This is a genomic window from Streptomyces sp. NPDC001832 (genome assembly GCF_040297265.1).
Taxonomy (GTDB): domain Bacteria; phylum Actinomycetota; class Actinomycetes; order Streptomycetales; family Streptomycetaceae; genus Streptomyces.
The window spans coordinates 1-21,736 of the sequence record NZ_JBEOYU010000023.1 but is presented as its reverse complement, the minus strand read 5'-3'; the positions used below and the strand labels follow the sequence as shown (position 1 = coordinate 21,736).

The 21,736-nt window shown below is 69.8% G+C and carries 16 protein-coding genes and 1 pseudogene; 6 read left to right on the top strand and 11 right to left on the bottom strand.

The annotated features are described in order from the left end of the window. Positions 1-23 precede the first annotated feature (23 nt). The gene (locus tag ABT115_RS19030; protein WP_502969124.1) at positions 24-452 is read left to right on the top strand and encodes an NUDIX hydrolase; all 429 of its coding nucleotides are present in this window, start codon (positions 24-26) and stop codon (positions 450-452) included. A 201-nt stretch (positions 453-653) separates the two neighbouring features. Further along, a complete protein-coding gene (locus ABT115_RS19025; protein WP_351790894.1) occupies positions 654-1,559 on the top strand; it encodes an NAD-dependent epimerase/dehydratase family protein in 906 nt (301 codons plus the stop codon). Positions 1,560-2,289: 730 nt separating this feature from the next. Here ABT115_RS19025 and ABT115_RS19020 read toward each other — a convergent pair. The 3 genes from ABT115_RS19020 to ABT115_RS19010 all read right to left on the bottom strand — a co-directional run bounded on the left by ABT115_RS19020 (position 2,290) and on the right by ABT115_RS19010 (position 8,062). Continuing rightward, complete coding sequence (locus tag ABT115_RS19020) at positions 2,290-3,735, bottom strand: aldehyde dehydrogenase family protein (protein ID WP_351790892.1); 1,446 nt, start codon at positions 3,733-3,735, stop codon at positions 2,290-2,292. Between the two features lie 218 nt (positions 3,736-3,953). Then, the gene (locus ABT115_RS19015) at positions 3,954-5,549 is read right to left on the bottom strand and encodes a PucR family transcriptional regulator (protein WP_351790889.1); all 1,596 of its coding nucleotides are present in this window, start codon (positions 5,547-5,549) and stop codon (positions 3,954-3,956) included. Positions 5,550-5,668: 119 nt separating this feature from the next. Further along, a complete protein-coding gene (locus ABT115_RS19010) occupies positions 5,669-8,062 on the bottom strand; it encodes a type IV secretory system conjugative DNA transfer family protein (RefSeq protein ID WP_351790886.1) in 2,394 nt (797 codons plus the stop codon). A 335-nt stretch (positions 8,063-8,397) separates the two neighbouring features. Here ABT115_RS19010 and gabT point away from each other — a divergent pair, with 335 nt between their 5' ends. Further along, a complete protein-coding gene (gene gabT / locus ABT115_RS19005) occupies positions 8,398-9,738 on the top strand; it encodes a 4-aminobutyrate--2-oxoglutarate transaminase (protein ID WP_351790883.1) in 1,341 nt (446 codons plus the stop codon). Between the two features lie 148 nt (positions 9,739-9,886). After that, complete coding sequence (locus tag ABT115_RS19000) at positions 9,887-10,687, top strand: phosphatase PAP2 family protein (RefSeq protein ID WP_351790880.1); 801 nt, start codon at positions 9,887-9,889, stop codon at positions 10,685-10,687. An 81-nt stretch (positions 10,688-10,768) separates the two neighbouring features. Here the strand turns inward: ABT115_RS19000 and ABT115_RS18995 are convergent, their stop codons facing one another. The 6 genes from ABT115_RS18995 to ABT115_RS18970 all read right to left on the bottom strand — a co-directional run bounded on the left by ABT115_RS18995 (position 10,769) and on the right by ABT115_RS18970 (position 17,960). Beyond that, on the bottom strand, positions 10,769-12,184 hold the full coding sequence (locus ABT115_RS18995) for an NAD(P)/FAD-dependent oxidoreductase (RefSeq protein ID WP_351790877.1): 1,416 nt from the start codon (positions 12,182-12,184) through the stop codon (positions 10,769-10,771). Positions 12,185-12,208: 24 nt separating this feature from the next. Next, positions 12,209-13,009, bottom strand: a complete 801-nt coding sequence (locus tag ABT115_RS18990) for an ABC transporter permease (RefSeq protein ID WP_351790874.1) — start codon at positions 13,007-13,009, stop codon at positions 12,209-12,211. Beyond that, on the bottom strand, positions 13,009-13,935 hold the full coding sequence (locus tag ABT115_RS18985) for an ABC transporter permease (RefSeq protein ID WP_351790872.1): 927 nt from the start codon (positions 13,933-13,935) through the stop codon (positions 13,009-13,011). The genes ABT115_RS18990 and ABT115_RS18985 overlap by 1 nt, the downstream gene beginning before the upstream one ends. After that, positions 13,932-15,080, bottom strand: coding sequence for an ABC transporter ATP-binding protein (locus ABT115_RS18980; protein WP_351790870.1), 1,149 nt, complete (start codon positions 15,078-15,080; stop codon positions 13,932-13,934). The genes ABT115_RS18985 and ABT115_RS18980 overlap by 4 nt, the downstream gene beginning before the upstream one ends. Before the next feature lie 71 nt (positions 15,081-15,151). Further along, entirely contained in the window at positions 15,152-16,405 is a 1,254-nt protein-coding gene (locus tag ABT115_RS18975) for a polyamine ABC transporter substrate-binding protein (RefSeq protein WP_351790867.1), read from the bottom strand. A gap of 40 nt (positions 16,406-16,445) precedes the next feature. After that, positions 16,446-17,960 carry a gamma-aminobutyraldehyde dehydrogenase gene (locus tag ABT115_RS18970; protein ID WP_351790865.1) on the bottom strand — a complete coding sequence of 505 codons (1,515 nt, stop codon included), beginning with the start codon at positions 17,958-17,960 and terminating at the stop codon, positions 16,446-16,448. 207 nt (positions 17,961-18,167) lie between these two features. Here ABT115_RS18970 and ybiA point away from each other — a divergent pair, with 207 nt between their 5' ends. Continuing rightward, positions 18,168-18,731, top strand: a complete 564-nt coding sequence (ybiA, locus tag ABT115_RS18965; protein ID WP_351790862.1) for a riboflavin biosynthesis intermediates N-glycosidase — start codon at positions 18,168-18,170, stop codon at positions 18,729-18,731. 96 nt (positions 18,732-18,827) lie between these two features. Here the strand turns inward: ybiA and ABT115_RS18960 are convergent, their stop codons facing one another. Further along, on the bottom strand, positions 18,828-19,577 hold the full coding sequence (locus ABT115_RS18960; protein WP_351790859.1) for a DUF4190 domain-containing protein: 750 nt from the start codon (positions 19,575-19,577) through the stop codon (positions 18,828-18,830). A 134-nt stretch (positions 19,578-19,711) separates the two neighbouring features. Between ABT115_RS18960 and ABT115_RS18955 the strand changes: the two genes are divergently transcribed. Next, entirely contained in the window at positions 19,712-20,746 is a 1,035-nt protein-coding gene (locus tag ABT115_RS18955) for an adenosine deaminase (protein WP_351790857.1), read from the top strand. 81 nt (positions 20,747-20,827) lie between these two features. On the opposite strand, the pseudogene ABT115_RS18950 reads toward ABT115_RS18955, so the two are convergent. After that, positions 20,828-21,736: pseudogene (locus ABT115_RS18950) on the bottom strand (RNA-guided endonuclease InsQ/TnpB family protein); the annotation flags it as partial.

Genomic DNA, 21,736 nt, shown 5'->3' with positions numbered 1-21,736 from the left:
TACCCTCACCAGGCATGAGTGAAATGCCTGACGCCTCCGTGGTTGTAGCCCGCGATGAGAAGGGCCTGGTCGCCCTCCTGAGCGCCGATTTTCCCAACCACGGAGGCGAGTACCTCTTTCTCCCCGGCGGCCGCTTCGAGCCCGGGGAGACCCCGCTCGAGTGCGCAGCCCGCGAGCTGCGCGAGGAGGCCGGAGTGACCGCGGATCAGTGGCGCTCACTCGGCACGTACGCCATCACCCTCGGTTCTCCGGCGCGGGTTCACCTCTTCGAGGCCCACGGTCTGACCCTCGGTCCGCAGGAACTCACGGAGAATGAACAAGACTTCAAGCTCGAATGGTGGCCGATGAACGATGCCCTCAGTGCTGCGCATGAGGGAAGTTTCCTGCTTCCCGCCGGGCCGCTGGCGCTCCTCCTGGCGCACCACCGGTCCGCGGCCGCGAACGCGGACTGAAGATGTGGGTGAGAGAGGGTCTGCTCGCCTCGGTGGACGGGCTGCGGTTCGTCGTCCCCGTCCGTACGGTCAGCGCGGCGCCGTCGCCGAAGTGGAGTTGCCCCGGTCTGACAGACACCGATGGGCTTGCGATCTATGAGGCTCCGGTCGCTTCCGATCTAGGCTGGGCTCGCACCGCCGCCCACTGAAACTGGAGTTCTCATGCGTGTCTTCGTCGCTGGCGCCACCGGCGCTGTCGGCAGTTTGCTCGTCCCGATGCTGGTTGCGGCTGGGCACGAGGTCACCGGGACCTCACGGTCCCTGGCCGGGATCGAGCGGATCAGAAGCCTCGGAGCGACGGGATTCCAGGCGGATGCACTCGACGCGGAGAGACTGCGGCACGCGGTCTGCGCGGCAGCACCGGAGGTAGTGATCCACCAGCTCACCGACCTCGCCGGCGCGGACGGGGCCGCCAACGGCCGAATGCGCCGAGAGGGTACCCGGAACCTGGTGGAGGCCGCGAAGGCGGCTGGGGTCGGCCGGATCGTCGCACAGTCGATTTCCTGGGCGTACGCGCCGGGCGAAGGCCCTGCCGAGGAGGTGGTATCGCTCGACAGCACGGCCGCTCAACCCCGAGCCCGGATGGTGGCCGCCGTCAGGGCCCTGGAGGAGACGGCGGCCGAGTTGGAGACTGCGGTCTTGCTGCGCTACGGCCTGCTGTACGGGCCCGGCACCTGGTACGCACCGGGCAGCGCTTTCGCGGCGGCCCTGGCGGGCGACCGGTCGGCGCGCTTCCTGGGGAGCACCGCGGTGAACGACGCGGTGAGCTCCTTCGTCCACGTCGCCGACGCGGCAGGCGCCGCGCTGGCCGCGCTCGACTGGCCAGGCGGACCGGTCAACATCGTGGACGACGAGCCCGCCCCCGCCCACGAGTGGCTTCCGGCCCTGGCCAAAGCCCTCGGCGTGCCCGCACCCGGCGCGGTGGCGGGTCGGCAGGAGTGGGAGCGCGGCGCTCTCAACGCGCTTGCTCTAAGCCGGGGTTGGCAGCCCGAGTGGCCAACCTGGCGGACCGGTTTCGCCGCCCAGCGCGACATCCATTGCGGGCATGCCGCGCCGCGAGCGCACTGATCTCCCCCACCGCAGTCGCCGTCCGCACGAGCATCCGATCACTGGGGCGAGGGAAGCACTCGACGAGGCCGGCGACCTCTTCGGGTGTCATGAACTCCATGTCATTACTCGACTCGTTGTCCCCGATGACCCAGTCGTCATTGCGCGGAAGCCGGGTCAGGTCACACGGGTTACGGTCCCGAAGCGGCGGCTCGGCGACTACGGCCTCCTTCAGGACCGACGACAGCAGCACGTGCAGACCCCGTAGCGTCTCCGGCGACATGTCCTTGATCTTCGACCCACGCTTGACCTTCGTCTTCAGCATCTTGTTGACCCACGCGCCGATCGTCGCCTTGCTGAAGTGCTCGGCGGAGCGGGTATCACAGTTGCCGAAGGTCGGGAACATGTACATCTCCAGCGCACGGATGCGCTGTTGCTTTAGCGCTTGCTCGCGGTGCGGTTCTCGACGGACTCCACCTCACCTGGTAGCTGGAGACCTCCCCAGCCCTGTTCCTACGCGCAACAAGGTTCGCCATGTGCGGAGATTAGCGGCTCGTGCTCCCACGATGCTCCCACTACCCCATCTGAACCAGCCAAGATCCGACCATCGCCACAGGTCAGGGTGCAGATACGCAGGAACGGCCGGAGCCCCCGCACAGTGGGCTCCGGCCGTTCATCTGCCGCCTGCTGTCGTGCTGTCCAGGCGGATCACAGGCGGCGCTGGTGGATCGGTTCGATCCTGTTCGCGGACCTACAGGGCGAGGCCGGTGAGGACCAGCACCCGCTCGTAGGTGTAGTCGTCCATGGCGTAACGGACGCCCTCACGGCCGACGCCGGACTGCTTGGCGCCGCCGTACGGCATCTGGTCCGCGCGGTAGGAGGGGACGTCGCCGATGATCACGCCGCCGACCTCGAGGGCGCGGTGAGCGCGGAACGCGGTCTGCAGGTCGTGCGTGAACACACCTGCCTGCAGGCCATACTTGGAGGAGTTGACGGCGGCGAACGCCTCGGCCTCGCCGTCCACCTTCTGCACGGACAGCACCGGTCCGAAGACCTCCTCGGCGGAGAGGGTGACGCCGTCCGGGAGCTCCGCGAGCACGGTCGGCGCGTAGGTGGCGCCGTCCCGCTTGCCGCCGGTGAGCAGCTGGGCGCCGGCCTGCACAGCCTCGTCGACCCAGGACTCGACGCGCTTGGCGGCGTCCTCGCTGACCAGCGGGCCGACGTCGGTGGCGGCGTCGGACGGGTCGCCGGTGACCTGGGCCTCGACGGCCGCGACGATCTTCGGGAGGAGCCGGTCGTGGACCGAGGCGTCCACGATGACGCGCTGCACCGAGATGCAGGACTGGCCGGCCTGGTAGTTGGAGAAGGTCGCGATACGCGTCGCTGCCCAGTCCAGGTCCTCGTCGGAGGCGTAGTCGCCGAGGACGACCGCGGCGCCGTTGCCGCCGAGCTCCAGGGTGCAGTGCTTGCGCGGCACCGACTCCATGATCGAGTAGCCGACCGGGCCGGAACCTGTGAAGGAGATGACGGGCAGGCGCTCGTCCTGGACCAGGGCGGGCATGCGGTCGTTGGGGACCGGCAGCACGGACCACGAGCCGGCCGGCAGGTCGGTCTCGGCCAGCAGCTCGCCCAGGATCAGCGACGAGATCGGCGTGGCCGGGGCGGGCTTCAGGATGATCGGGGCGCCGACGGCAATGGCCGGGGCCACCTTGTGGGCGCTCAGATTCAGTGGGAAGTTGAACGGTGCGATGCCGAGGACCGTGCCGCGCGGGAAGCGCCGGGTCAGGCCGAGACGGCCGGTGCCACCGGCATCGGTGTCGAGGCGCTGGGCGTCGCCGCCGTTGAAGCGGCGGGCCTCCTCGGAGGCGAACCGGAACACGGAGACGGCACGGCCGACCTCGCCGCGGGCCCACTTGATGGGCTTGCCGTTCTCCGCGGAGATCAGCTGGGCGATCTCCTCGGTGCGCTCCACCAGGCGCCGTACGACGTGATCGAGCGCGGCGGCGCGGACGTGGGCCGGCGTCGCGGCGAACTCCTCGCGCACGGCGTGCGCGGCCGCGACGGCCTCCTCGATCTGCTTGTCGGTCGGCACGCTGACGGTGCCGACGAGACGGCCGTCCCAGGGGTTGGTGACGTCGAAGCTGTCCTCACCGGTGGCCTGGCGGCCGGCGAGCCAGAAGGCGTGGGTGGAAGTCATGGAGGTTCCGGCCCTTCGGAGTCGTGGGGTGTGCTGCCCCCACCGTAGGGCCGCACGGCCGCGCTGGCGTTTGTCCGGCGTGGAGCAGAGCTCGACGGGTACACGCCGGATTGTCGGATGCGTCGGCGTGAGCGGGGACGCGGAGCTTTCCGGCAGCGGCTACGGCTCCGGCGCCGACGAGGAGCGCATGGCCCTTCCCGCGACGACAACGGCAGCGGCTACGGCTCCGGCGTCGACGGGGAGTTCGTGGCCTTCAGTGCCAGCCAGAGCTCCATCCGGACGTCCGGATCGTCCAGTGAGCGGCCCAGGATCTCCTCCACCCGGCGCATCCGGTAGCGCAGGGTGTGGCGGTGCACGCCCAGGTCCGCCGCGGCCGCGTCCCACTGGCCGTGGTGGGAGAGCCAGGCCCGCAGAGAGGCGACCAGATTGCCGCGGCCCTTGGCGTCGTGTTCGTGCAGGGCGCGGAGCATTCCGTCGGCGAAGGCCCGTACGGCGTCGTCCGCGAGCAGCGGCAGCACCGAGCCGGTTGCCAGTTCCTCGTGCTCGACCAGCGCCCTGCCCCTGCGGCGGGCCACCGACAGGGCCTGTTCGGCCTGCTTGTACGCGGCGGAGACGGCGATGGGGCCCGCCGGTGCGGACAGGCCCACGACCAGCCGGTCCTCCCCCGCCGTCGCCGGTTCACGCGGGGGCAGCGCCTCCTGGGCCTCCTGGGCCTCCTGAGCCGCCGCGTACGCCGCGCAGGCCGCGACCGCCGCTCCGCCGTCCGCGGCGAGGACGACGAGCCGTTCGCCCTCGGGCACGGCCAGCAGGGTCTCGCCGGTCCGGAACGCCGCCGCCTCCATCGCCTCGCCGAGCGGGCCCGGTGTCGAGGGAGCGGACGCCTCCGCGATGAGCAGCCGGAACGGTGCGTCGAGCAGCCCCCCGTACAGATCCCCGGCGACGGCCCGTGCGTGGTCCGGCTGGCCGGCGAGCAGCATGCGAAGAACCGCCGCGCCCAGCCGCTGCTCCGCGCGCTGGAGGGACCGGGAGCGGGCGGTGGTCAGGGTCAGCAGCGCGACCGCCGAGTGCACGGCGTACCGCTCGGCGGTGCCCAGTGCCGCGCCGGTACCGACGGCCAGCGCGCCCCGGACCCGGCGGCCGGTACCCAGGGACTGGAGCTCGACCCGGTCGTCGGTGTCGCCGACGACCACGCTGGCCGGGGCGGGGCGCTCCCGCAGCCGTTGCACATCTGGCGTGAGCCGGGCGGCCCGGCGGGCGGCCCAGTCGGGGGCGGCGGCGACGACCGCGCCGGAGGCGTCGTACAGCGCTGCCCAGCCGTCGACATGTGCGGCGAGACGGGTGAGGAGTTCGCCGGGGCCGTCGCCCGCGAGTGCGGCCTTCGTCAGTTCCCGCTGCGCCTCGAACCCCGCTGTCACCGCCCGGTACTGATCGGCGGCGGTCTTTGACGACACGGCCTTGGCGATGGCGAGGAACGGGGTGCGGCGCGGCACTTCGAGAAGCGGCAGACCCGTTTCGTCGGCGGCGTCGATCAGCGCCTGGGGTACTTCGTCGTAGTGGACGCCGACGGCGAATCCCAGCCCGACGACGCCGGCCCCGGCCAGCCGCCGCACGTACCGCCGCATCGCCTCGGGGTTCTCGGCGTCGAGGTTGGTGGCGGTGATGAGCAGGAGCTCGCCGCCCTCCATGTACGGGACGGGGTCGGTCAGCTCGCTGGCGTGCGCCCAGCGGACGGGCGCGTCGAGCCGGTCCGCGCCCGCACGCACCGTGAGTTTGAGCGCCGAATGCTGGACGAGCGAGGCGAGAGTGTGGGGCATGGGGACCGTGGGACCTCAGGGAGTCGATTTTCGCCGTCCCGTATGAACGGCTCCTACCGATTCTGCCAGGGCGGCAGGGTCCGCCGTAACCGCTGCCAACCCCCATGCGCCGACCGGTCTCAACCGTTCAGATCCACCATCAGGGGCGGCGCGTGCTCCCCCCGTACGGTCGTCAGGGACAGCACCGCGTGTCCGGCCGGTACCCGGTGAGCGAGTTCGGAGGCCGACCAGCGTTCCCGCTCGACCTGGCGCACGGTCACCGCGTCCGTGGTGACCGCCTTGCCGGTGACCAGTTTGCGGAAGGCGTGCATGGCCCGGGTCATCGGCTGGTCGGCGAAGACGGTGCGCTGGGTGACGTCACGGGTCTCGACCCACTCCGTCCCCCAGGCCTCGGCGAACTTCTTACCGTCCCACGTCGTGATTCCGGAGAACGCCATTCGGCAGCCGACCGCACCGAGCAGCGCCGTGTGCAGCTGCTCCGGTACGTCATCGAGGGTGCGCAGGGTGAGTACGGCGCCGGCGTGCGCGGAGCGCAGCCGCTGGATTCCGCGGACGGTGTCCGGGGTCAGGGTGTGGGTCGCGTCGTCGAGGACCAGACAGGCGAAGAGGGAACGGTCGGTACGGGCGGCGGCGCTCGCGGTGAACTGGGCGAGTATCAGACGTGCCAGCAGCCGGGACGCCTCGACGTGGCCGCGTTCGGGCAGATCGACACGGACCCGGAGCGGGTGTTCCAGAGCTCGCAGCGAGAAGGGGCGGGACTTGCCCGTGGTGTCGAAGAACTCGGTGAAAGCGGGCCGGTCGAGCAGGGCAACGCGGTCGGCGAGAGCGGGGCCCGGGTCGCCGGGCGCACCGGACTGGCGGGCGCGGCCGTCGAGCTCGCGCTGCATGCCGGGGTGTCCCGTCGCGTCGAGCGCCTCCCGCAGAGCGGCGAGGGCACCGGGCACACCGTCCAGGAGTTCCCGCAGCTCCGGTACGGAGGGGAAACGGCCGTGGGCGGCCCGGAAGGGACCGAGGAGCTGGGCGAGGGCGGTGGCGGCGCGCCTGCTGTCCACCTCGGGGAGGTCGCCGACCAGGCCGTCGGCGAGGATGGTCGCGGCCTCGTCGGGGTCGGTGGTGCCGCCGTACAGATCGAGATCGTGCACGGACGACGGGTCGCCGATCTTGATGACCACGTCGAACCCCTGGTCGTCGCCGAGCTGCGTACCGGCGGCGCACACCGCGATGACGGCGGCCTGTCCGGCGAGCGCCTGCAGTGCGAGGGATTCGACGACGGGCCGGATCAGGGCCCGGCTCTTGCCCGCGCCGGGCGGGCCGACGGCGAGCAGGGACGTGCCCAGCAGCCCTGGGTCGAGGGCGATGCCGCTGCCGCGGCGGGCGTACGGGTTGCGCTCGCCGTCCTCGACGGTGCCGAGCCTGACCTGCTGGACCAGGAGATCGTGCCGGGCTGCGCGGGCCGGGAGGTCACGTGCGCCGGAGGGGTGGGTGCAGGCGGCGGAGCCGTTGCGCAGCACGGTGTCGGTGAAGGCGGAGAGCCGGGAGTGGTCGGCGCGCACGGACGTCCAGGCGCGGCGGATACGGGCGTAGTCGACATCGTTCATCCGCCCGGACCGGGTCTCCCCGGCGAGCGCGGCGGCGGCCTGGTGCTGTCCCGCGGCGCGCAGATCGGGCCATTCGGCCGGGTCCTCCTCGCTGCCTTCGACGATGGTGGCGTCCACACCGCCGGGCGCGTGCGGCTTCGCCGGGTCGTGGCCGTGCCGGTCCGGTGCCGGTTGAGGGGACGGGCCGCGGCGCCATACCTCGGCCCAGCGCCCCAGCCTGGCGAACGGCCACACGATCACCAGGGTGAGCACGGCGTACAGCCCGTAGCTGATCACCGGGGACATCGGCTGGTCGGGGCCCAGCCAGGAGACGGGAACCAGACCGAAGGCCAGCCCCATCCCCGGCACGGTCCCGTTCCAGACGAGGATCCACACCACCAGGGCACCGATCGCCGCCGCGCCCGCCCGTGCGGCGGCCCCCCTGGCGGCGATGCACCGCTCGAAGGCGGCCGGCCAGTTGCCCAGCCGGCCGAATCCGTAGACCAGGCCCCCGGTGATCAGGAGACGGTAGATGTCGAGCGCACGGACCGCGCCGCGGGTCTGCGGCTCGTCGCCGAACGGCCCCCACCAGTCGCTGGGGGTGAAGAGCTTCAGCGGAACCCGCCAGTACGGGATGTAGTTGTTGCGCCAGAGCGACCAGACGAGGACGCAGGCCAGCAGCGAGATCACCGCACCGCTCGCCAGCGTGCGGTCGGGGGTGCGCTCCTTCTCCTCGGCGGGCCGGGGGGCATGGCCGAGCCGCCAGACACCGGGCTCCGCGGCGGGCCTCGGGATGCGGAGCCAGTCCCCGAGGGAGGGGCCCGAGGCGGGGGCGTATCCCGGCCTGGGCGGCAGTTCGGGCGGCGGGCAGGCCGGGCGCGGCACCGGATGACCGGAGCGGGTGCCGCGTGAGTCGTACGTGCCCTCGGTGTCCATGTGCTGTCCCTCGTCCCCTGACCAGCGCCGACCGGTAACTCCGGGCGCAGGCACCCGAAGTCATCAATCTAGTGCCTCGACCGGCAAACCTTGCCGGTCGAGGCACTACCCCGTACCACCCCGTCGGACGCGGGCCGGCGGGAAGTCTTCGCCCGTGCCCCGGGGCCTTTCGTCCCGCCCGCGCACCGCCGCCGCCCGGCGGCCCTGGCCCGTCGCTATGTCCGTGACGGACAACCGCGTCCGGCCACCACTCCCGAACGGAACATGCCGGACCCCGGGCCCCGCCCATAGCCTGCAGAGAGAGAAGCGTCCGAAACACCCCACAGGAGCCCCTCATGACCGCAATTCCGCAGGAGCGCCGCGTCGTCACTGCCATTCCCGGCCCGAAGTCGGTGGAACTGCAGGCCCGCCGTCTCTCGACGGTGGCCGCAGGTGTGGGCTCCACCCTGCCGGTGTTCACCGCCCGCGCCGGTGGCGGAATCATCGAGGACGTGGACGGCAACCGTCTGATCGACCTCGGTTCCGGTATCGCCGTGACGTCGGTCGGCGCCTCCGCCGAGGCCGTCGTACGCCGGGCGTCCGCGCAGCTCGCCGACTTCACCCACACCTGTTTCATGGTCACGCCGTACGAGGGGTACGTCGAGGTCTGTGAGCAGCTCGCCGAGCTGACGCCGGGCGACCACGCCAAGAAGTCGGCGCTGTTCAACTCGGGCGCCGAGGCCGTCGAGAACGCGGTCAAGATCGCGCGTGTGTACACCAAGCGCCAGGCCGTCGTCGTGTTCGACCACGGCTACCACGGCCGCACCAACCTCACGATGGCGCTGACCGCCAAGAACATGCCGTACAAGCAGGGCTTCGGCCCGTTCGCGCCCGAGGTCTACCGGGTGCCGGTGGCGTACGGCTACCGCTGGCCGACCGGTGCCGAGAACGCCGGTGCGGAGGCGTCCGCCCAGGCCATCGACCAGATCACCAAGCAGATCGGCGCGGACAACGTCGCCGCGATCATCATCGAGCCGGTGCTCGGCGAGGGCGGCTTCATCGAGCCGGCCAAGGGCTTCCTCCCGGCGATCGCCCAGTTCGCCAAGGACAACGGCATCGTCTTCGTCGCCGACGAGATCCAGTCCGGCTTCTGCCGTACCGGCCAGTGGTTCGCCTGTGAGGACGAGGGCATCGTCCCCGACCTGATCACCACCGCCAAGGGCATCGCGGGCGGCCTCCCGCTCTCCGCCGTGACCGGCCGCGCCGAGATCATGGACGCCGCGCAGGCGGGCGGCCTCGGCGGTACGTACGGCGGAAACCCGGTGGCCTGCGCGGGTGCGCTCGGTGCCATCGAGACGATGCGTGAGCTGGACCTGAACGGTAAGGCGAAGCGTATCGAGGAGGTCATGAAGGGCCGCCTCGCCGAGATGCAGGCGAAGCTGCCGAACGGGGATGTCATCGGTGACATCCGCGGCCGCGGCGCGATGATCGCGATCGAGCTGGTGAAGTCCGGCACGAAGGACCCGAATCCGCAGGCCGCTGCGAAGCTCGCCAAGGCGTGCCACGCGGAGGGCGTGCTGGTCCTCACCTGTGGCACGTACGGCAACGTCCTGCGCTTCCTGCCGCCGCTGGTGATCGGCGAGGACCTGCTGAACGAGGCTCTCGACGTCATCGAGCAGGCCTTCGGCCAGATCTGACCTGTGCGAGCCCCGGCGGGGCCGGCAGGCGTATTCGCCGGGGATGCGGGCGGACTGCGTGAGGGCCTGTGAAGAAGGTGTGGGGGGCCGATGGCGGGATCCGTTTCCGTCTGTCGGTCCCCCGTCGTCTGACGTACGGTTCCTGCAGATGAGAGAGACACCCCGCCCGCAGGGGACTGCCGGCGACGCCGGGTCGGAGCTTCCCCAGCACCGTCCTGGCCGTGCCTTCGCGCACACCACTGGAGCCTCTGGCTCCGGAACTCCTCACCGATCGGATGGTCGCTCGCCCCAAACCCCCCGGGGCGCGCGGCGAACCGGTCCGACCGGCCGCCCCGGAACCACCCCCCCTGTTCCCGGGCGGCCGGCTCTTCTCATTTCTCGGGTTTCGTTCCTCCTGACGCTTTTCGCGCTCACCACCTGGCAGGTCGCGGCCGACGGTCCGCTGCGCGCGCTGGACGAGCGGATTGGCCGGGCCGCCGTCGGACATGGCCCCGCCCGGCTGACCGAATTCCTCGCCGACCTCGGCAATATGCAGCTCGCGCTCCCGGTGCTGGGCTGCGCGATCGTCTGGGCCCTGGTGCGCGGCGCACGCCGTGAACCGCTGTACGCGGCACTCACCATGGCGGCGGTGCCCCTGCTGGTCGTCCCGCTGAAGGACTGGATTGCCCGTCCGGGACCGCTGACCGACGCCACCGGCTACTACCCGTCCGGCCATGCGGCGACGGCCGCGGTGGCGTACGGGGCGGCGGCGCTGCTGACCGCGCCGTATGCGAGGCGGCCGTGGATGATGCCCGCCGCCGCTGTCTCGCTGACAGTGGCGACGGGCATCGGTCTGGTACTGCGCGGCTATCACTGGCCGCTGGACGTGCTGGGCAGCTGGTTCCTGTGCGGGCTGCTGCTCGTGCCGCTGGGCCTCACGAAGCGGCCCCGGTACGGGCCCAGCGGGTGACGGTGCCCGGCGGCACAAAGAAGCCCGTGCGGGCGTCGCGCAGCGAACTGGATCAAGCCCCCGAGGGCGCGCCCGCCGTGCTCAGCTGTCGAAGCCGAGCCCCAGCCGGTCCATCGTCCGCAGCCACAGATTGCGGTGCCCGCCATTGCTGTCCGCCCTGGCCAGGGACCGCTTGGTGAGCTCGATCCCGGCCCAGGCGAAGGGCTCCGGCGGGAACGGCATCGGCTTGCTGCGGACCATTTCCAGAGCGGTCCGCTCATTCTGTTTGCCCGCCAGCAGATCGAGCATCACATCGGCTCCGAAACGGGTGGCTCCGACGCCGAGTCCGGTGTATCCGGCGGCGTAGGCGACCCTGCCCTGATGGGCCGTGCCGAAGAATGCGGAAAAGCGGGAACACGTGTCGATCGCCCCGCCCCAGGCATGGCTGAAACGGACCCCGGCCAACTGCGGGAAACAGTCGAAGAACTGGCCCGCGAGCTTGAGGAAGGTCTCCGGCCGCTGATCGAGATCGGCGCTCAGCCGGCCCCCGTACGGATAGATCGCGTCATAGCCGCCCCACAGAATCCGGTTGTCGGCCGACAACCGGAAGTAGTGGAACTGATTGGCGCTGTCACCCAGCCCCTGCCGGTTCTTCCAGCCGATCGAGGCCAGCTGGTCGGCGCTGAGCGGTTCGGTCATCAGCGCGTAGTCGTAGACGGGTACGGTGTACGGGCGCACCCGCTTGACCAGCGACGGGAAGATGTTCGTGCCGAGTGCGACCCGGCGCGCGAAGACCCTCCCGTACGGCGTACGGACCGCCATTCCGGTCGTGGACCTGGCCAGTTCAAGCCCCCGGGTGTGCTCGTACATCCGTACCCCGAGGTCCAGGCAGGCCCGCTTCAGGCCCCAGGCCAGCTTGGCGGGGTGCAGCATGGCGACCCCGCGCCGGTCCCAGAGCCCGCCCAGGAATGTCGGTGAGTCGACTTCGGCGCGCACCGCGTCCCGGTCCAGGAATTCCACCCCGGTGAAACCAAGCTTTTCGGTTTCCTGATGCCATTCGTGGAGCTCTTCGAGCTGGTGGGGCTCGGTGGCGACATCGATTTCGCCGGTGCGCTCGAATTCGCAGTCGATGGAGTAGCGGGCGACGGCCGCCTCGATGGCGTCGAGGTTCCGCTCGCCGAGCTCCTCCAGCTTCTGGATTTCATCCGGCCAGCGCTCCAGACCATTGGGCAGGCCATGGGTGAGGGAGGCGGCGCAGAATCCGCCGTTGCGGCCTGAGGCGGCCCAGCCCACCTCGTGCCCCTCGATCAGTACGACATCGCGCTCCGGGTCGCGTTCCTTGGCGATCAGCGCGGTCCACAGTCCGCTGTAGCCGCCGCCGATGACGAGCAGATCGCAGTGCTCGTCGCCGGTGAGCGCGGGCAGTGCGTCGGGCCTGCCGGGGTCGTCGAGCCAGAACGAGACCGGCTTGGCGTCGGAGAGTGATTGTGCAGCAGTACGCATGGCGGCTGGGGCCATGGTTTCCAACTCCTTCGGGGCTTTCTAGCGTGCGCTGTTCTTCCGCCGGTTCGCGATCAGCTGGCCGACGGCAACCACCGTGACGGCAATGATGAACATCGCCGTGCCGATGACGTTGATCTGCACGGGCGTGCCACGCTGTGCCGATCCCCAGACGAACATGGGGAAGGTCACGGTGGAGCCCGCGTTGAAATTGGTGATGATGAAATCGTCGAAGGAGAGCGCGAAGGCGAGCAGCGCTCCTGCCGCGATTCCGGGGGCTGCGATCGGCAGCGTCACCCTCATGAAGGTCTGCACGGGGCCCGCGTACAGATCGCGGGCCGCCTCCTCCAGCCTCGGGTCCATCGACATCACGCGTGCCTTGACGGCCGTCACGACGAAGCTCAGGCAGAACATGATGTGCGCGATGAGGATCGTCCAGAATCCCAGCTGGGCGCCCATGTTGAGGAAGAGCGTGAGCAGCGAGGCGGCCATGACGACCTCGGGCATCGCCATCGGCAGGAAGATCAGCGAGTTGATCGCGCCGCGCGCCCGGAAGCGGTAGCGGACCAGCGCGAAGGAGATCATCGTGCCCAGGACGGTCGCGCCGACAGTGGCCCAGACGGCGATCTGCAGGGACAGGGAGAGCGAGCCGCACATGTCGGCGACGCCGCAGGGGTCCTTCCAGGCGTCCAGGGAGAACTGCTGCCAGGCGTAGTTGAAGCGCCCGTTCGGTTTGTTGAACGAGAACACCATCACGACGATGTTCGGCAGGATCATGTACGCGAGGGTAAGCAGACCCGCGATCACGATCAGATTCCGGCGAATCCAGCGCAGTACGGGCATCAGACCAGGTCCTCCGTCCCGGAGCGGCGGATGTAGACGGTGACCATGATCAGGACGACCGCCATGAGGATGAAGGAGAGCGCGGCCGCCGTCGGATAGTCGAGGACGCGCAGGAACTGGGTCTGGATGACGCTGCCGACCATCTTGGTGTCGGTGGAGCCCAGCAGTTCCGCGTTGACGTAGTCACCGCTGGCCGGGATGAAGGTCAGCAGCGTTCCGGAGACGACGCCCGGCATGGAGAGCGGGAAGGTCACCTTGCGGAAGGTGGTGACGGGGGTGGCGTACAGATCGCCGGCCGCCTCATGCAGCCTGCCGTCGATCCGCTCCAGCGAGGTGTAGAGCGGCAGGATCATGAACGGCAGGAAGTTGTACGTGAGACCGCAGACCACGGCCATCGGTGTGGCCAGCACCCGGTTGGACTCCGTCCAGCCGAGCCAGCTGGTGACGTCCAGGATGTGCAGCGTGTTCAGTATGTCGACGACCGCGCCGCCGTCCGCGAGGATCGTCTTCCAGGCGAGCGTACGGATCAGGAAGCTGGTGAAGAACGGCGCGATGACCAGCACCAGGACGAGATTGCGCCAGCGGCCCGCCTTGAACGCGATGAGATACGCGAGCGGGTAGCCGAGCAGCAGGCACAGGATCGTGGCGGTGCCGGCGTAGAGCAGGGACCGGATGAACTGCGGGTAGTAGTCCTTCAGCGCGTCCCAGTACGTCTGGAAGTGCCAGGTGACCTCGTATCCCTTCTCCAGGGAGCCGGTCTGCACGGAGGTCGATGCCTGGTAGACCAGCGGCAGCGCGAAGAAGACGACGAGCCACAGGATGCCGGGGAGCAGCAGCCAGTAGGGAACGAGGCGCTTGCGGGTGGAGGCTTTGCGTACCTTCAGTTCCGTGATGGGCGCGACGGGTGGTGCCTTGGTGACGCTCACGCCGCGTCCTCCACCGTCTCCACACCGGCGTCAATATCCTGGGCGGCGTCCAGGCCGAAGGTGTGGTCCGGGTTCCAGTGCAGAACGACCTCGGTCCCGGAGGCGAGCCGGGTGTCACGCTCGATGTTCTGCTCGTAGACCTGAAGTGCCTTGCCCGCCGGGCTCTCCACCACGTACTGCGTGGAGACGCCGATGAAGCTGGAGTCGACGATCCGGCCGGTGACCCGGTTGCGGCCGTCGGCTATCGCGTCCGCGTCGTCGGTGTGCGCGAGCGAGATCTTCTCCGGGCGTACGCCGAGCAGCAGCTTGCCGCCGTTGGCTGTCGGGGCCGTGCACCGGTTGGTGGGCAGCCGCAGCTTTCCGCCGCCCGCCGCCACGACGATGTCCGTGCCCGCGGAGACGATCTCGCCCTCGATGAGGTTCGAGGTGCCAAAAAAGTTGGCGACGAACGTCGTCTGCGGGTTCTCGTACAGATCGGCGGGGGCGCCCAGCTGTTCGACACGGCCCCCGTTCATCACCGCGACGGTGTCGGCCATGGTCATGGCCTCCTCCTGGTCGTGGGTGACATGGATGAACGTGATGCCGACCTCGGTCTGGATGCGCTTGAGCTCAAGCTGCATCTGGCGGCGCAGCTTGAGGTCGAGGGCGCCGAGCGGCTCGTCGAGGAGGAGCACCTGGGGGTGGTTGATCAGGGCGCGGGCGACGGCTACGCGCTGCTGCTGGCCGCCGGAGAGCTGGTGCGGCTTGCGCTTCGCGAAGTCGCCGAGCTGGACGAGGTCCAGCATGTCGTCGACCTGCTTCTTGACCGACTTGATGCCGCGCCGGCGCAGACCGAAGGCGACGTTCTCGGCGATGTCGAGGTGCGGGAAGAGCGCATAGCTCTGGAAGACGGTGTTGACGGGCCGCTTGTACGGAGGGAGGTGGCTGATGTCCCGGCCGCCCAGCGAGATGGTGCCGGTGGTGGCCTCCTCCAGCCCTGCGATCATCCGGAGGGTGGTGGTCTTGCCGCAGCCGGACGCCCCGAGCAGGGCGAAGAAGGAGCCCTGCGGAACGGTCAGATCGAGCGGCTGAACGGCTTGGAAGGAGCCGTACGCCTTGCTGATCCCGGTGAGGCGGACGTCGCCGCCTGTCTGCTGCTGTGTCATGGGTCGCAGTCCCAGTGGTGTCAGGGGAGGTCGGGGAAGGGGAAAGAAGAAAAGAGGAGAAGGGGCCGCGGTCAGGCGCCGATGAGCTTGGCGAACTTCTCTTCGTACGCCGTCTCTTCCTCGGCGCTGAGCGAGCGGAAGGCGCGCCCTTGGGACGCCATCTCCTTGTCCGGGAGGATCAACGGGTTGTCGGCCATCGACCGGTCGATCTTCGCGAGTTCGTCGCGGACCCCGTCCACCGGGCAGACGAAGTTGATGTACGCGGCGAGCTCGGCGGCGACCGGCGGCTGATAGTAGTGGTCGATGAGCTTCTCGGCGTTGGTTTTGTGGCGGGCCTTCACCGGTACCAGCATGTTGTCACTGGAGAAGACATAACCCGCGGCGGGAATCGCGTACTTGATGTCCGGGTTTCCGGCCTGGAGCTGGATGATGTCGCCGGCCCAGGCGACGCAGGCGGCGATGTCGCCCTTGTCGAGGTCCGCGGTGTAGTCGTTGCCGGTGAAACGGCGGATCTGCTTCTTGTCGACGCCCTTCTGGATTTGGCCGAGCGCGGCGTCGTAGTCGGCGTCGGTGAAGGTGCCGGGGTCCTTACCCATGTCGAGCAGGGTCATGCCGATGGAGTCGCGCATCTCCGAGAGGAAGCCGACCCGTCCCTTGAGTTTCGGGTCGTCCAGCAGCTGGCTGACGGAGTCGACCTTGCGGCCGCCGGTCGCCTTGGAGTTGTAGGCGATGACGGTGGAGATGCCCGCCCACGGGTACGAGTAGGCGCGGCCGGGGTCCCAGTCCGGGGAGCGGAACTGGGCCGAGAGGTTGGCGTAGGCGTGCGGCAGGTGCGACGGGTCGAGCTTCTGCGCCCAGCCGAGGCGGACGATGCGGGCGGCCAGCCAGTCGGTGACGCAGATGATGTCACGGCCGGTGTCCTGGCCGGCAGCGAGCTGCGGCTTTATCTTGCCGAAGAACTCGACGTTGTCGTTGATGTCCTCGGTGTACTTGACCTCGATCCCGGTGCGTTCGGTGAACGCCTCCAGGGTGGGCCGGTGCTTGCCGTCGCCGGTGACGTCCATGTATTCGGTCCAGTTGGAGAAGTTGATCTGCTTCTCCGTGGCCGAGTGGTCGTCAGAGGCTGCCGCCGCGGCGTCCCCCTCCCGCTTCGCGGGCGGGATGCCGCAGGCGCTCAGCGTGCCGAGACCGCCGATCGCCAGCGCCCCCATACCGGAGGCGCGGAGTAGCGACCGGCGGGTCAGGGCGCCCCGGCCGTTGGTCAGACTGCGTCGCATGGCGGCCAGTTGGGCCGCGGAGAGACGCTCCGGCTCGTACTGCTCCATGCGCGTTGCCCTCTCGGGTGTGTGGCCGGGGGCGGCCGGGTTATCGGTCCCCGAAGATCGTGCGGTGCCAGTCCTTGCGGACGACCGCGGTGTTGTCGTACATGACGTGCTTGACCTGCGTGTACTCCTCGAAGGAGTACGCCGACATGTCCTTGCCGAAGCCGCTGGCCTTGTATCCGCCGTGCGGCATCTCGCTGATGATCGGAATGTGGTCGTTGACCCAGACACAGCCCGCCTTGATCTCGCGGGTGGCTCGGTTCGCGCGGTACAGGTCACGGCTCCAGGCGGAGGCGGCAAGTCCGTACGGGGTGTCGTTGGCGAGTCGGATGCCTTCGTCGTCGGTGTCGAAGGGCAGCACGACCAGGACCGGGCTGAAGATCTCCGACTGGACGATCTCGCTGTCCTGGGCGGCACCCGCGACCAGCGTCGGCCGGTAGTAGGCACCGGCCGCCAGTTCACCGCCGGGGGCCTCGCCGCCGGTTACGACGGTGGCGTAGGCGCGGGCTCGCTCCACGAATCCAGCGACCCGGTCCCGCTGGGCGTGGCTGATCAGCGGGCCGAGGTCGGTCGACGGGTCGAAGGGGTCGCCGAGCCGGACGGATTCCATCAGTTCGGCGACGCCCTGCACGAAGGCGTCGTAGAGCGGGCGCTGGACGTAGGCGCGGGTGGCGGCGGTGCAGTCCTGGCCGGTGTTGATGAGCGCTCCGGCGACCGCCCCGTGGACCGCGGCTTCGAGGTCGGCGTCGTCGAAGACCACGAAGGGGGCCTTGCCGCCGAGTTCGAGGTGGAGGCGCTTGACGGTGGAGGTGGCGATCTCCGCGACCCGCTTGCCGACGGCGGTGGAGCCCGTGAAGGAGGTCATGACGACGTCCGGGTGGCCTACGAGATGCTCGCCGGCTTCCTTGCCCGCCCCGGTGACGATGTTGATCACACCGTCCGGGATGCCCGCCGCGGTGGCCGCCTGGGCGAACATCAGCGAGGTCAGCGGGGTGATCTCGGCGGGCTTCAGCACGATCGTGTTGCCCGCGGCGATCGCCGGGAGGACCTTCCAGGCGGCCATCTGGAGCGGGTAGTTCCAGGGCGCGATGGAGCCGACGACGCCGATCGCCTCACGGCGTACGTACGAGGTGTGGTCGCCGTCGTACTCGGCGGCCGACTTGCCCTCCAGGTGGCGGGCGGCGCCCGCGAAGAAGGAGGTGTTGTCCACGGTGCCGGGCACATCGAACTCGGTGGAGAGCTTGATCGGCTTGCCGCACTGGAGCGACTCGACGTACGCGAAGTCGTCGGCCTGCTCGGCGAGGACGGCGGCGAACCGGTGCATCGCCTCGGCCCGCTCGGCCGGCGTCGCACCCGACCAGCCGGGGAACGCCTCGCGGGCGGCGGCGACCGCCGCGTCGACGTCGGCGGTGCCCGCCAGTTCGTAGGTGTAGACGGTCTCGCCCGTTGCCGGGTTCACCACCTCGTGGTGACGTCCTGATGTTCCGGACCGCAGCTTTCCGCCGATGTACTGTGCGCCGTCCGCGAAGCGGTCCCGCACCTGGATGCCGTTGCCCATGACGCTCTCCTCCGCCGCGTTCCCCGGAGTGCGGGAGCGGCGTAGCCTCTGCTCGATTTGATTGCTGATCCTGGCAGAGGGGATCGAGCCCAACAAGTGATTCCGTTGTTTCCTTTTGGTTACGCGACGGAATCTGTCGACCATCTGTCGCGTCGGTGTGGAATTCCCCGTACGGAGTGTCAGTGGCGGATGCCAGACTCGCGTGTCATGGAACATCTGGACGATCTCCTGGCGCGGACCGGGCGCGGCAAGAAGGTGAAGTATCTGTACTTCTGGGGGCACCGCCCGCGGCCCGACGGCCGCATCGGTGCGAGCTGTCTCAGCCAGTGGTGGCCGGCGCCCTTCACGGTCGACGGGGTGACGTATACGTCCGCCGAGCACTGGATGATGGCCGCCAAGGCGCGGCTTTTCGGGGATGCGGAGGCAGAGGTCCGCGCGGTGTCGGCGAAGAGCCCGGCCCAGGCGAAGAAGGTGGGCCGGCTGGTCCGCGGTTTCGACGAGGCGGTGTGGGAGCGCGAGCGGTACGCACTGGTGGTGGCCGGCAGCATCCACAAGTTCAGCCACCACCCGCAGCTGCGGGAATTCCTGCTGAACACCGGGGACCGGGTACTGGTCGAGGCGAGTCCGATGGACCGGATCTGGGGCATCGGGCTGGCGGCGGACGACCCGCGTGCGGAGAATCCGGCGACCTGGCGGGGGCTGAATCTGCTGGGCTTCGCGCTGATGGACGCGCGGGCGGAGCTGCGTGCTCCACGAGATGGCGGGGATTGACCGATGGCCGGGCGGGCCGGAGCCCGGCCCGCCCGGCCATCGGGTGGGATACGGCACCGGCACCGCAGGGGTTCCGGCACCGGCGCTCGACGTCGGCTATCGCGTGACGCCTACGACCAGGGACGTGGAGTACGGGTCGTTGTTGTAGGTGTTGTCGTCGAATTCATCGGCGTGGCTGACGAACAGCCAGATGAAGAAGCTGATGATCGCCACACCGAGAACGATGCCGATGGACCCCAGAATGATCCCGGCGAGCGCCTGACCGCTGTTGGTCGCCCCGCCCCGCTGCGCCCGCTTGCGGCCCAGGATGCCGAAGATCAGGGCGAGTGCGCCCAGGATCAGGCTGGGTATCCCGTAGATGCAGAACAGGCAGACGGCCAGGATGCCGAGCACCATGGCTGCGGTACCCATGCCGTTGGACGGCGCGGGACTGCCCCAGGGTGCCTGGTTGTAGCTGGCGTACCCCGGGTAGCTGCCGTATTGCGGTGCCGGCGTGGCTGGGTAGCCGTACTGTCCCACGGCCGGGTAGCCGTACTGTCCCGCGGCCGGCGGGACCTGCTGGCCCGGTCCGTTCGGTGCGATCGGCGGCGGCGGTACCTCCCCGGAGCCGAACCCGGCCCCGGAGCCGGGCACCGGCCCGGTTCGCGCTCCCGCGCCGAACCCCGGTCCCGTGACCGGCGCAGGACCATCCCCCGCACCCGGCATCGAGGTCACCGCCGGCTGATCGTGCACAGCAGGCGTCCGTGGATCGCCGACCGGCTTCTCCAGCGGCACCCTGCTGTCCGGCGGAGCCCACGGATCGCGCGGCGCGGCCCCGCCCGCGGGCTGCTCTGTGTTGTCTGACATGGGCCTCCCCCATCGTGATCCCGTCATGCTACGACCCACCACCGCACAGCAGGACCCGGCCTACGATGATCCCCGTCCCCTGCCCGGCCGACCGCACCCGGCACCCGCCCCGTCCCACACCCCCGGAGTATCCGATGACCGATCTGCACCCCTTCATCGCGGGACTGCCCAAGGCGGAACTGCATGTCCACCATGTCGGGTCCGCCTCGCCCCGTATCGTCGCCGAGCTGGCCGCGCACCACCCGGACTCCAAGGTCCCCACCGATCCCGAGGCACTGGCCGACTACTTCACATTCACGGACTTCGGGCACTTCATCGATGTGTACCTCTCCGTCGTGGACCTGATCCGCACCCCGGAGGACGTCCGGCTGCTGACCTTCGAGGTCGCCCGTGACATGGCCCGCCAGAACATCCGTTACGCCGAGCTGACGGTCACCCCGTTCAGCTCGACCCGGCGCGGCATCCCGGAGCAGGGGTTCATGGAGGCGATAGAGGACGCCCGCAAGGCCGCCGAGGCCGAGCTCGGGGTCGTCCTGCGCTGGTGCTTCGACATTCCCGGCGAGGCCGGGCTCGAATCAGCCGAGGAGACCACCCGGCTCGCCGTGGACCTGCGGCCCGAGGGGCTCGTCTCGTTCGGGCTCGGCGGCCCGGAGATCGGCGTGGAACGCCCGCAGTTCAAGCCCTACTTCGACCGGGCGATCGCCGAGGGCCTGCACTCCGTGCCGCACGCCGGGGAGACCACCGGGCCGCAGACCGTCTGGGACGCGCTGACCCATCTGCGCGCCGAGCGCATCGGCCACGGCACCACCTCCGTCCAGGACCCGAAGCTGCTGGCCCACCTCGCCGAGCACCGCATCCCGCTGGAGGTCTGCCCGACCTCGAACATCGCGACCCGCGCGGTGGCCGACATCGAGCAGCACCCGGTCCGGGAGATGGTGCAGGCGGGTGTCCTGGTCACCATCAACAGCGACGACCCGCCGATGTTCGGCACGGACCTCAACAACGAGTACGCGGTGGCCGCCCGTCTCCTCGGTCTGGACGAGCGGGGTCTCGCGGCGCTGGCGAAGAACGCGGTCGAGGCGTCGTACCTCGACACGACCGGCAAGCGGATGCTGACCGCCGAGATCGACACGTACACGACGAACTGGCTGGAGCGCACCGGCCGTTGACCCCGGTGGCCACAATGGCCCCATGGTCAGCACTGTCATCGCATTGACATCCTCGCCGTCCTGGAGGACGGCGATTCCCGTCTACCGTGCCGTTGAAGGCTGTGGTGTCGGGTGGGTTCCCGCTTCGCTGCGCGGTGCCGGGACGAGTCCCGGCCTTACCAGCGCTCCACGGGCTGACACGGCCAGTCCGGCCGCCCTGGCGACGTTGACCGCCGCGTTGATGTCCCGGTCCAGGACGGCCCCGCACGCCGCGCACGTCCAGGTACGGACGTGCAGGGGCTTGGGGCCGTCCTTCACGCCGCACTGCGAGCACACCTGGCTGGTCGGCTCGAACCGGCCGATCCGGATGAAGATCCGCCCGTACCGGACGGCCTTGTACTCCAGCATGCTCACGAACGCCGACCATCCGGCATCGTGGACGGACTTGGCCAGGCGCGTGCGGGCGAGCCCCTTCACCGCCAGGTCCTCCACGGCGACCGCTTGGTTCTCGCGGATCAGCCTCGTGGAGAGCCGGTGATGGAACTCACGGCGCGCGTCCGCGACACGGGCGTGCGCCCGTGCGACACGGACCCTGGCCCTGTCCCTGTTCTTCGAGCCCTTCTCCTTGCGGGAAAGAACACGCTGCGCCTTCTCAGGCGCTTCTCGGCCCGGCGCAGGAAGCGCGGGCTGTCGATCTTCGTGCCGTCGGAGAGGACCGCGAAGTGTCCGAGGCCGAGGTCGATCCCGATCTCGGGCGTCGCCTCCGGCAGCACCTCGGACGGGCCGGTCTCGACGACGAAGCTCGCGAAGTACCGGCCCGCGCTGTCCTTGACCACGGTCACCGTGGACGGGGCCGAGGGCAGCGTCCGGGACCACTTCACCCGCACGTCGCCGATCTTCGACAGGCGCAGCTTCCGCCCCGGCGTGATCGACCAGCGGGCGTTCGCGGTGAACCGGACGGCCTGCCGGCTGTCCCGCTTCGACTTGTACCGGGGCGCGCCCATGCGCGGG

Coding starts and splice junctions, on each gene's coding strand:
- ABT115_RS19030 (WP_502969124.1), top strand. CDS start 24: ATGCCTGACGCCTCCGTGGTTGTAGCCCGCGATGAGAAGGGCCTGGTC.
- ABT115_RS19025 (WP_351790894.1), top strand. CDS start 654: ATGCGTGTCTTCGTCGCTGGCGCCACCGGCGCTGTCGGCAGTTTGCTC.
- ABT115_RS19020 (WP_351790892.1), bottom strand. CDS start 3,735: ATGACTTCCACCCACGCCTTCTGGCTCGCCGGCCGCCAGGCCACCGGT.
- ABT115_RS19015 (WP_351790889.1), bottom strand. CDS start 5,549: ATGCCCCACACTCTCGCCTCGCTCGTCCAGCATTCGGCGCTCAAACTC.
- ABT115_RS19010 (WP_351790886.1), bottom strand. CDS start 8,062: ATGGACACCGAGGGCACGTACGACTCACGCGGCACCCGCTCCGGTCAT.
- gabT (WP_351790883.1), top strand. CDS start 8,398: ATGACCGCAATTCCGCAGGAGCGCCGCGTCGTCACTGCCATTCCCGGC.
- ABT115_RS19000 (WP_351790880.1), top strand. CDS start 9,887: ATGAGAGAGACACCCCGCCCGCAGGGGACTGCCGGCGACGCCGGGTCG.
- ABT115_RS18995 (WP_351790877.1), bottom strand. CDS start 12,184: ATGGCCCCAGCCGCCATGCGTACTGCTGCACAATCACTCTCCGACGCC.
- ABT115_RS18990 (WP_351790874.1), bottom strand. CDS start 13,009: ATGCCCGTACTGCGCTGGATTCGCCGGAATCTGATCGTGATCGCGGGT.
- ABT115_RS18980 (WP_351790870.1), bottom strand. CDS start 15,080: ATGACACAGCAGCAGACAGGCGGCGACGTCCGCCTCACCGGGATCAGC.
- ABT115_RS18975 (WP_351790867.1), bottom strand. CDS start 16,405: ATGGAGCAGTACGAGCCGGAGCGTCTCTCCGCGGCCCAACTGGCCGCC.
- ABT115_RS18970 (WP_351790865.1), bottom strand. CDS start 17,960: ATGGGCAACGGCATCCAGGTGCGGGACCGCTTCGCGGACGGCGCACAG.
- ybiA (WP_351790862.1), top strand. CDS start 18,168: ATGGAACATCTGGACGATCTCCTGGCGCGGACCGGGCGCGGCAAGAAG.
- ABT115_RS18960 (WP_351790859.1), bottom strand. CDS start 19,577: ATGTCAGACAACACAGAGCAGCCCGCGGGCGGGGCCGCGCCGCGCGAT.
- ABT115_RS18955 (WP_351790857.1), top strand. CDS start 19,712: ATGACCGATCTGCACCCCTTCATCGCGGGACTGCCCAAGGCGGAACTG.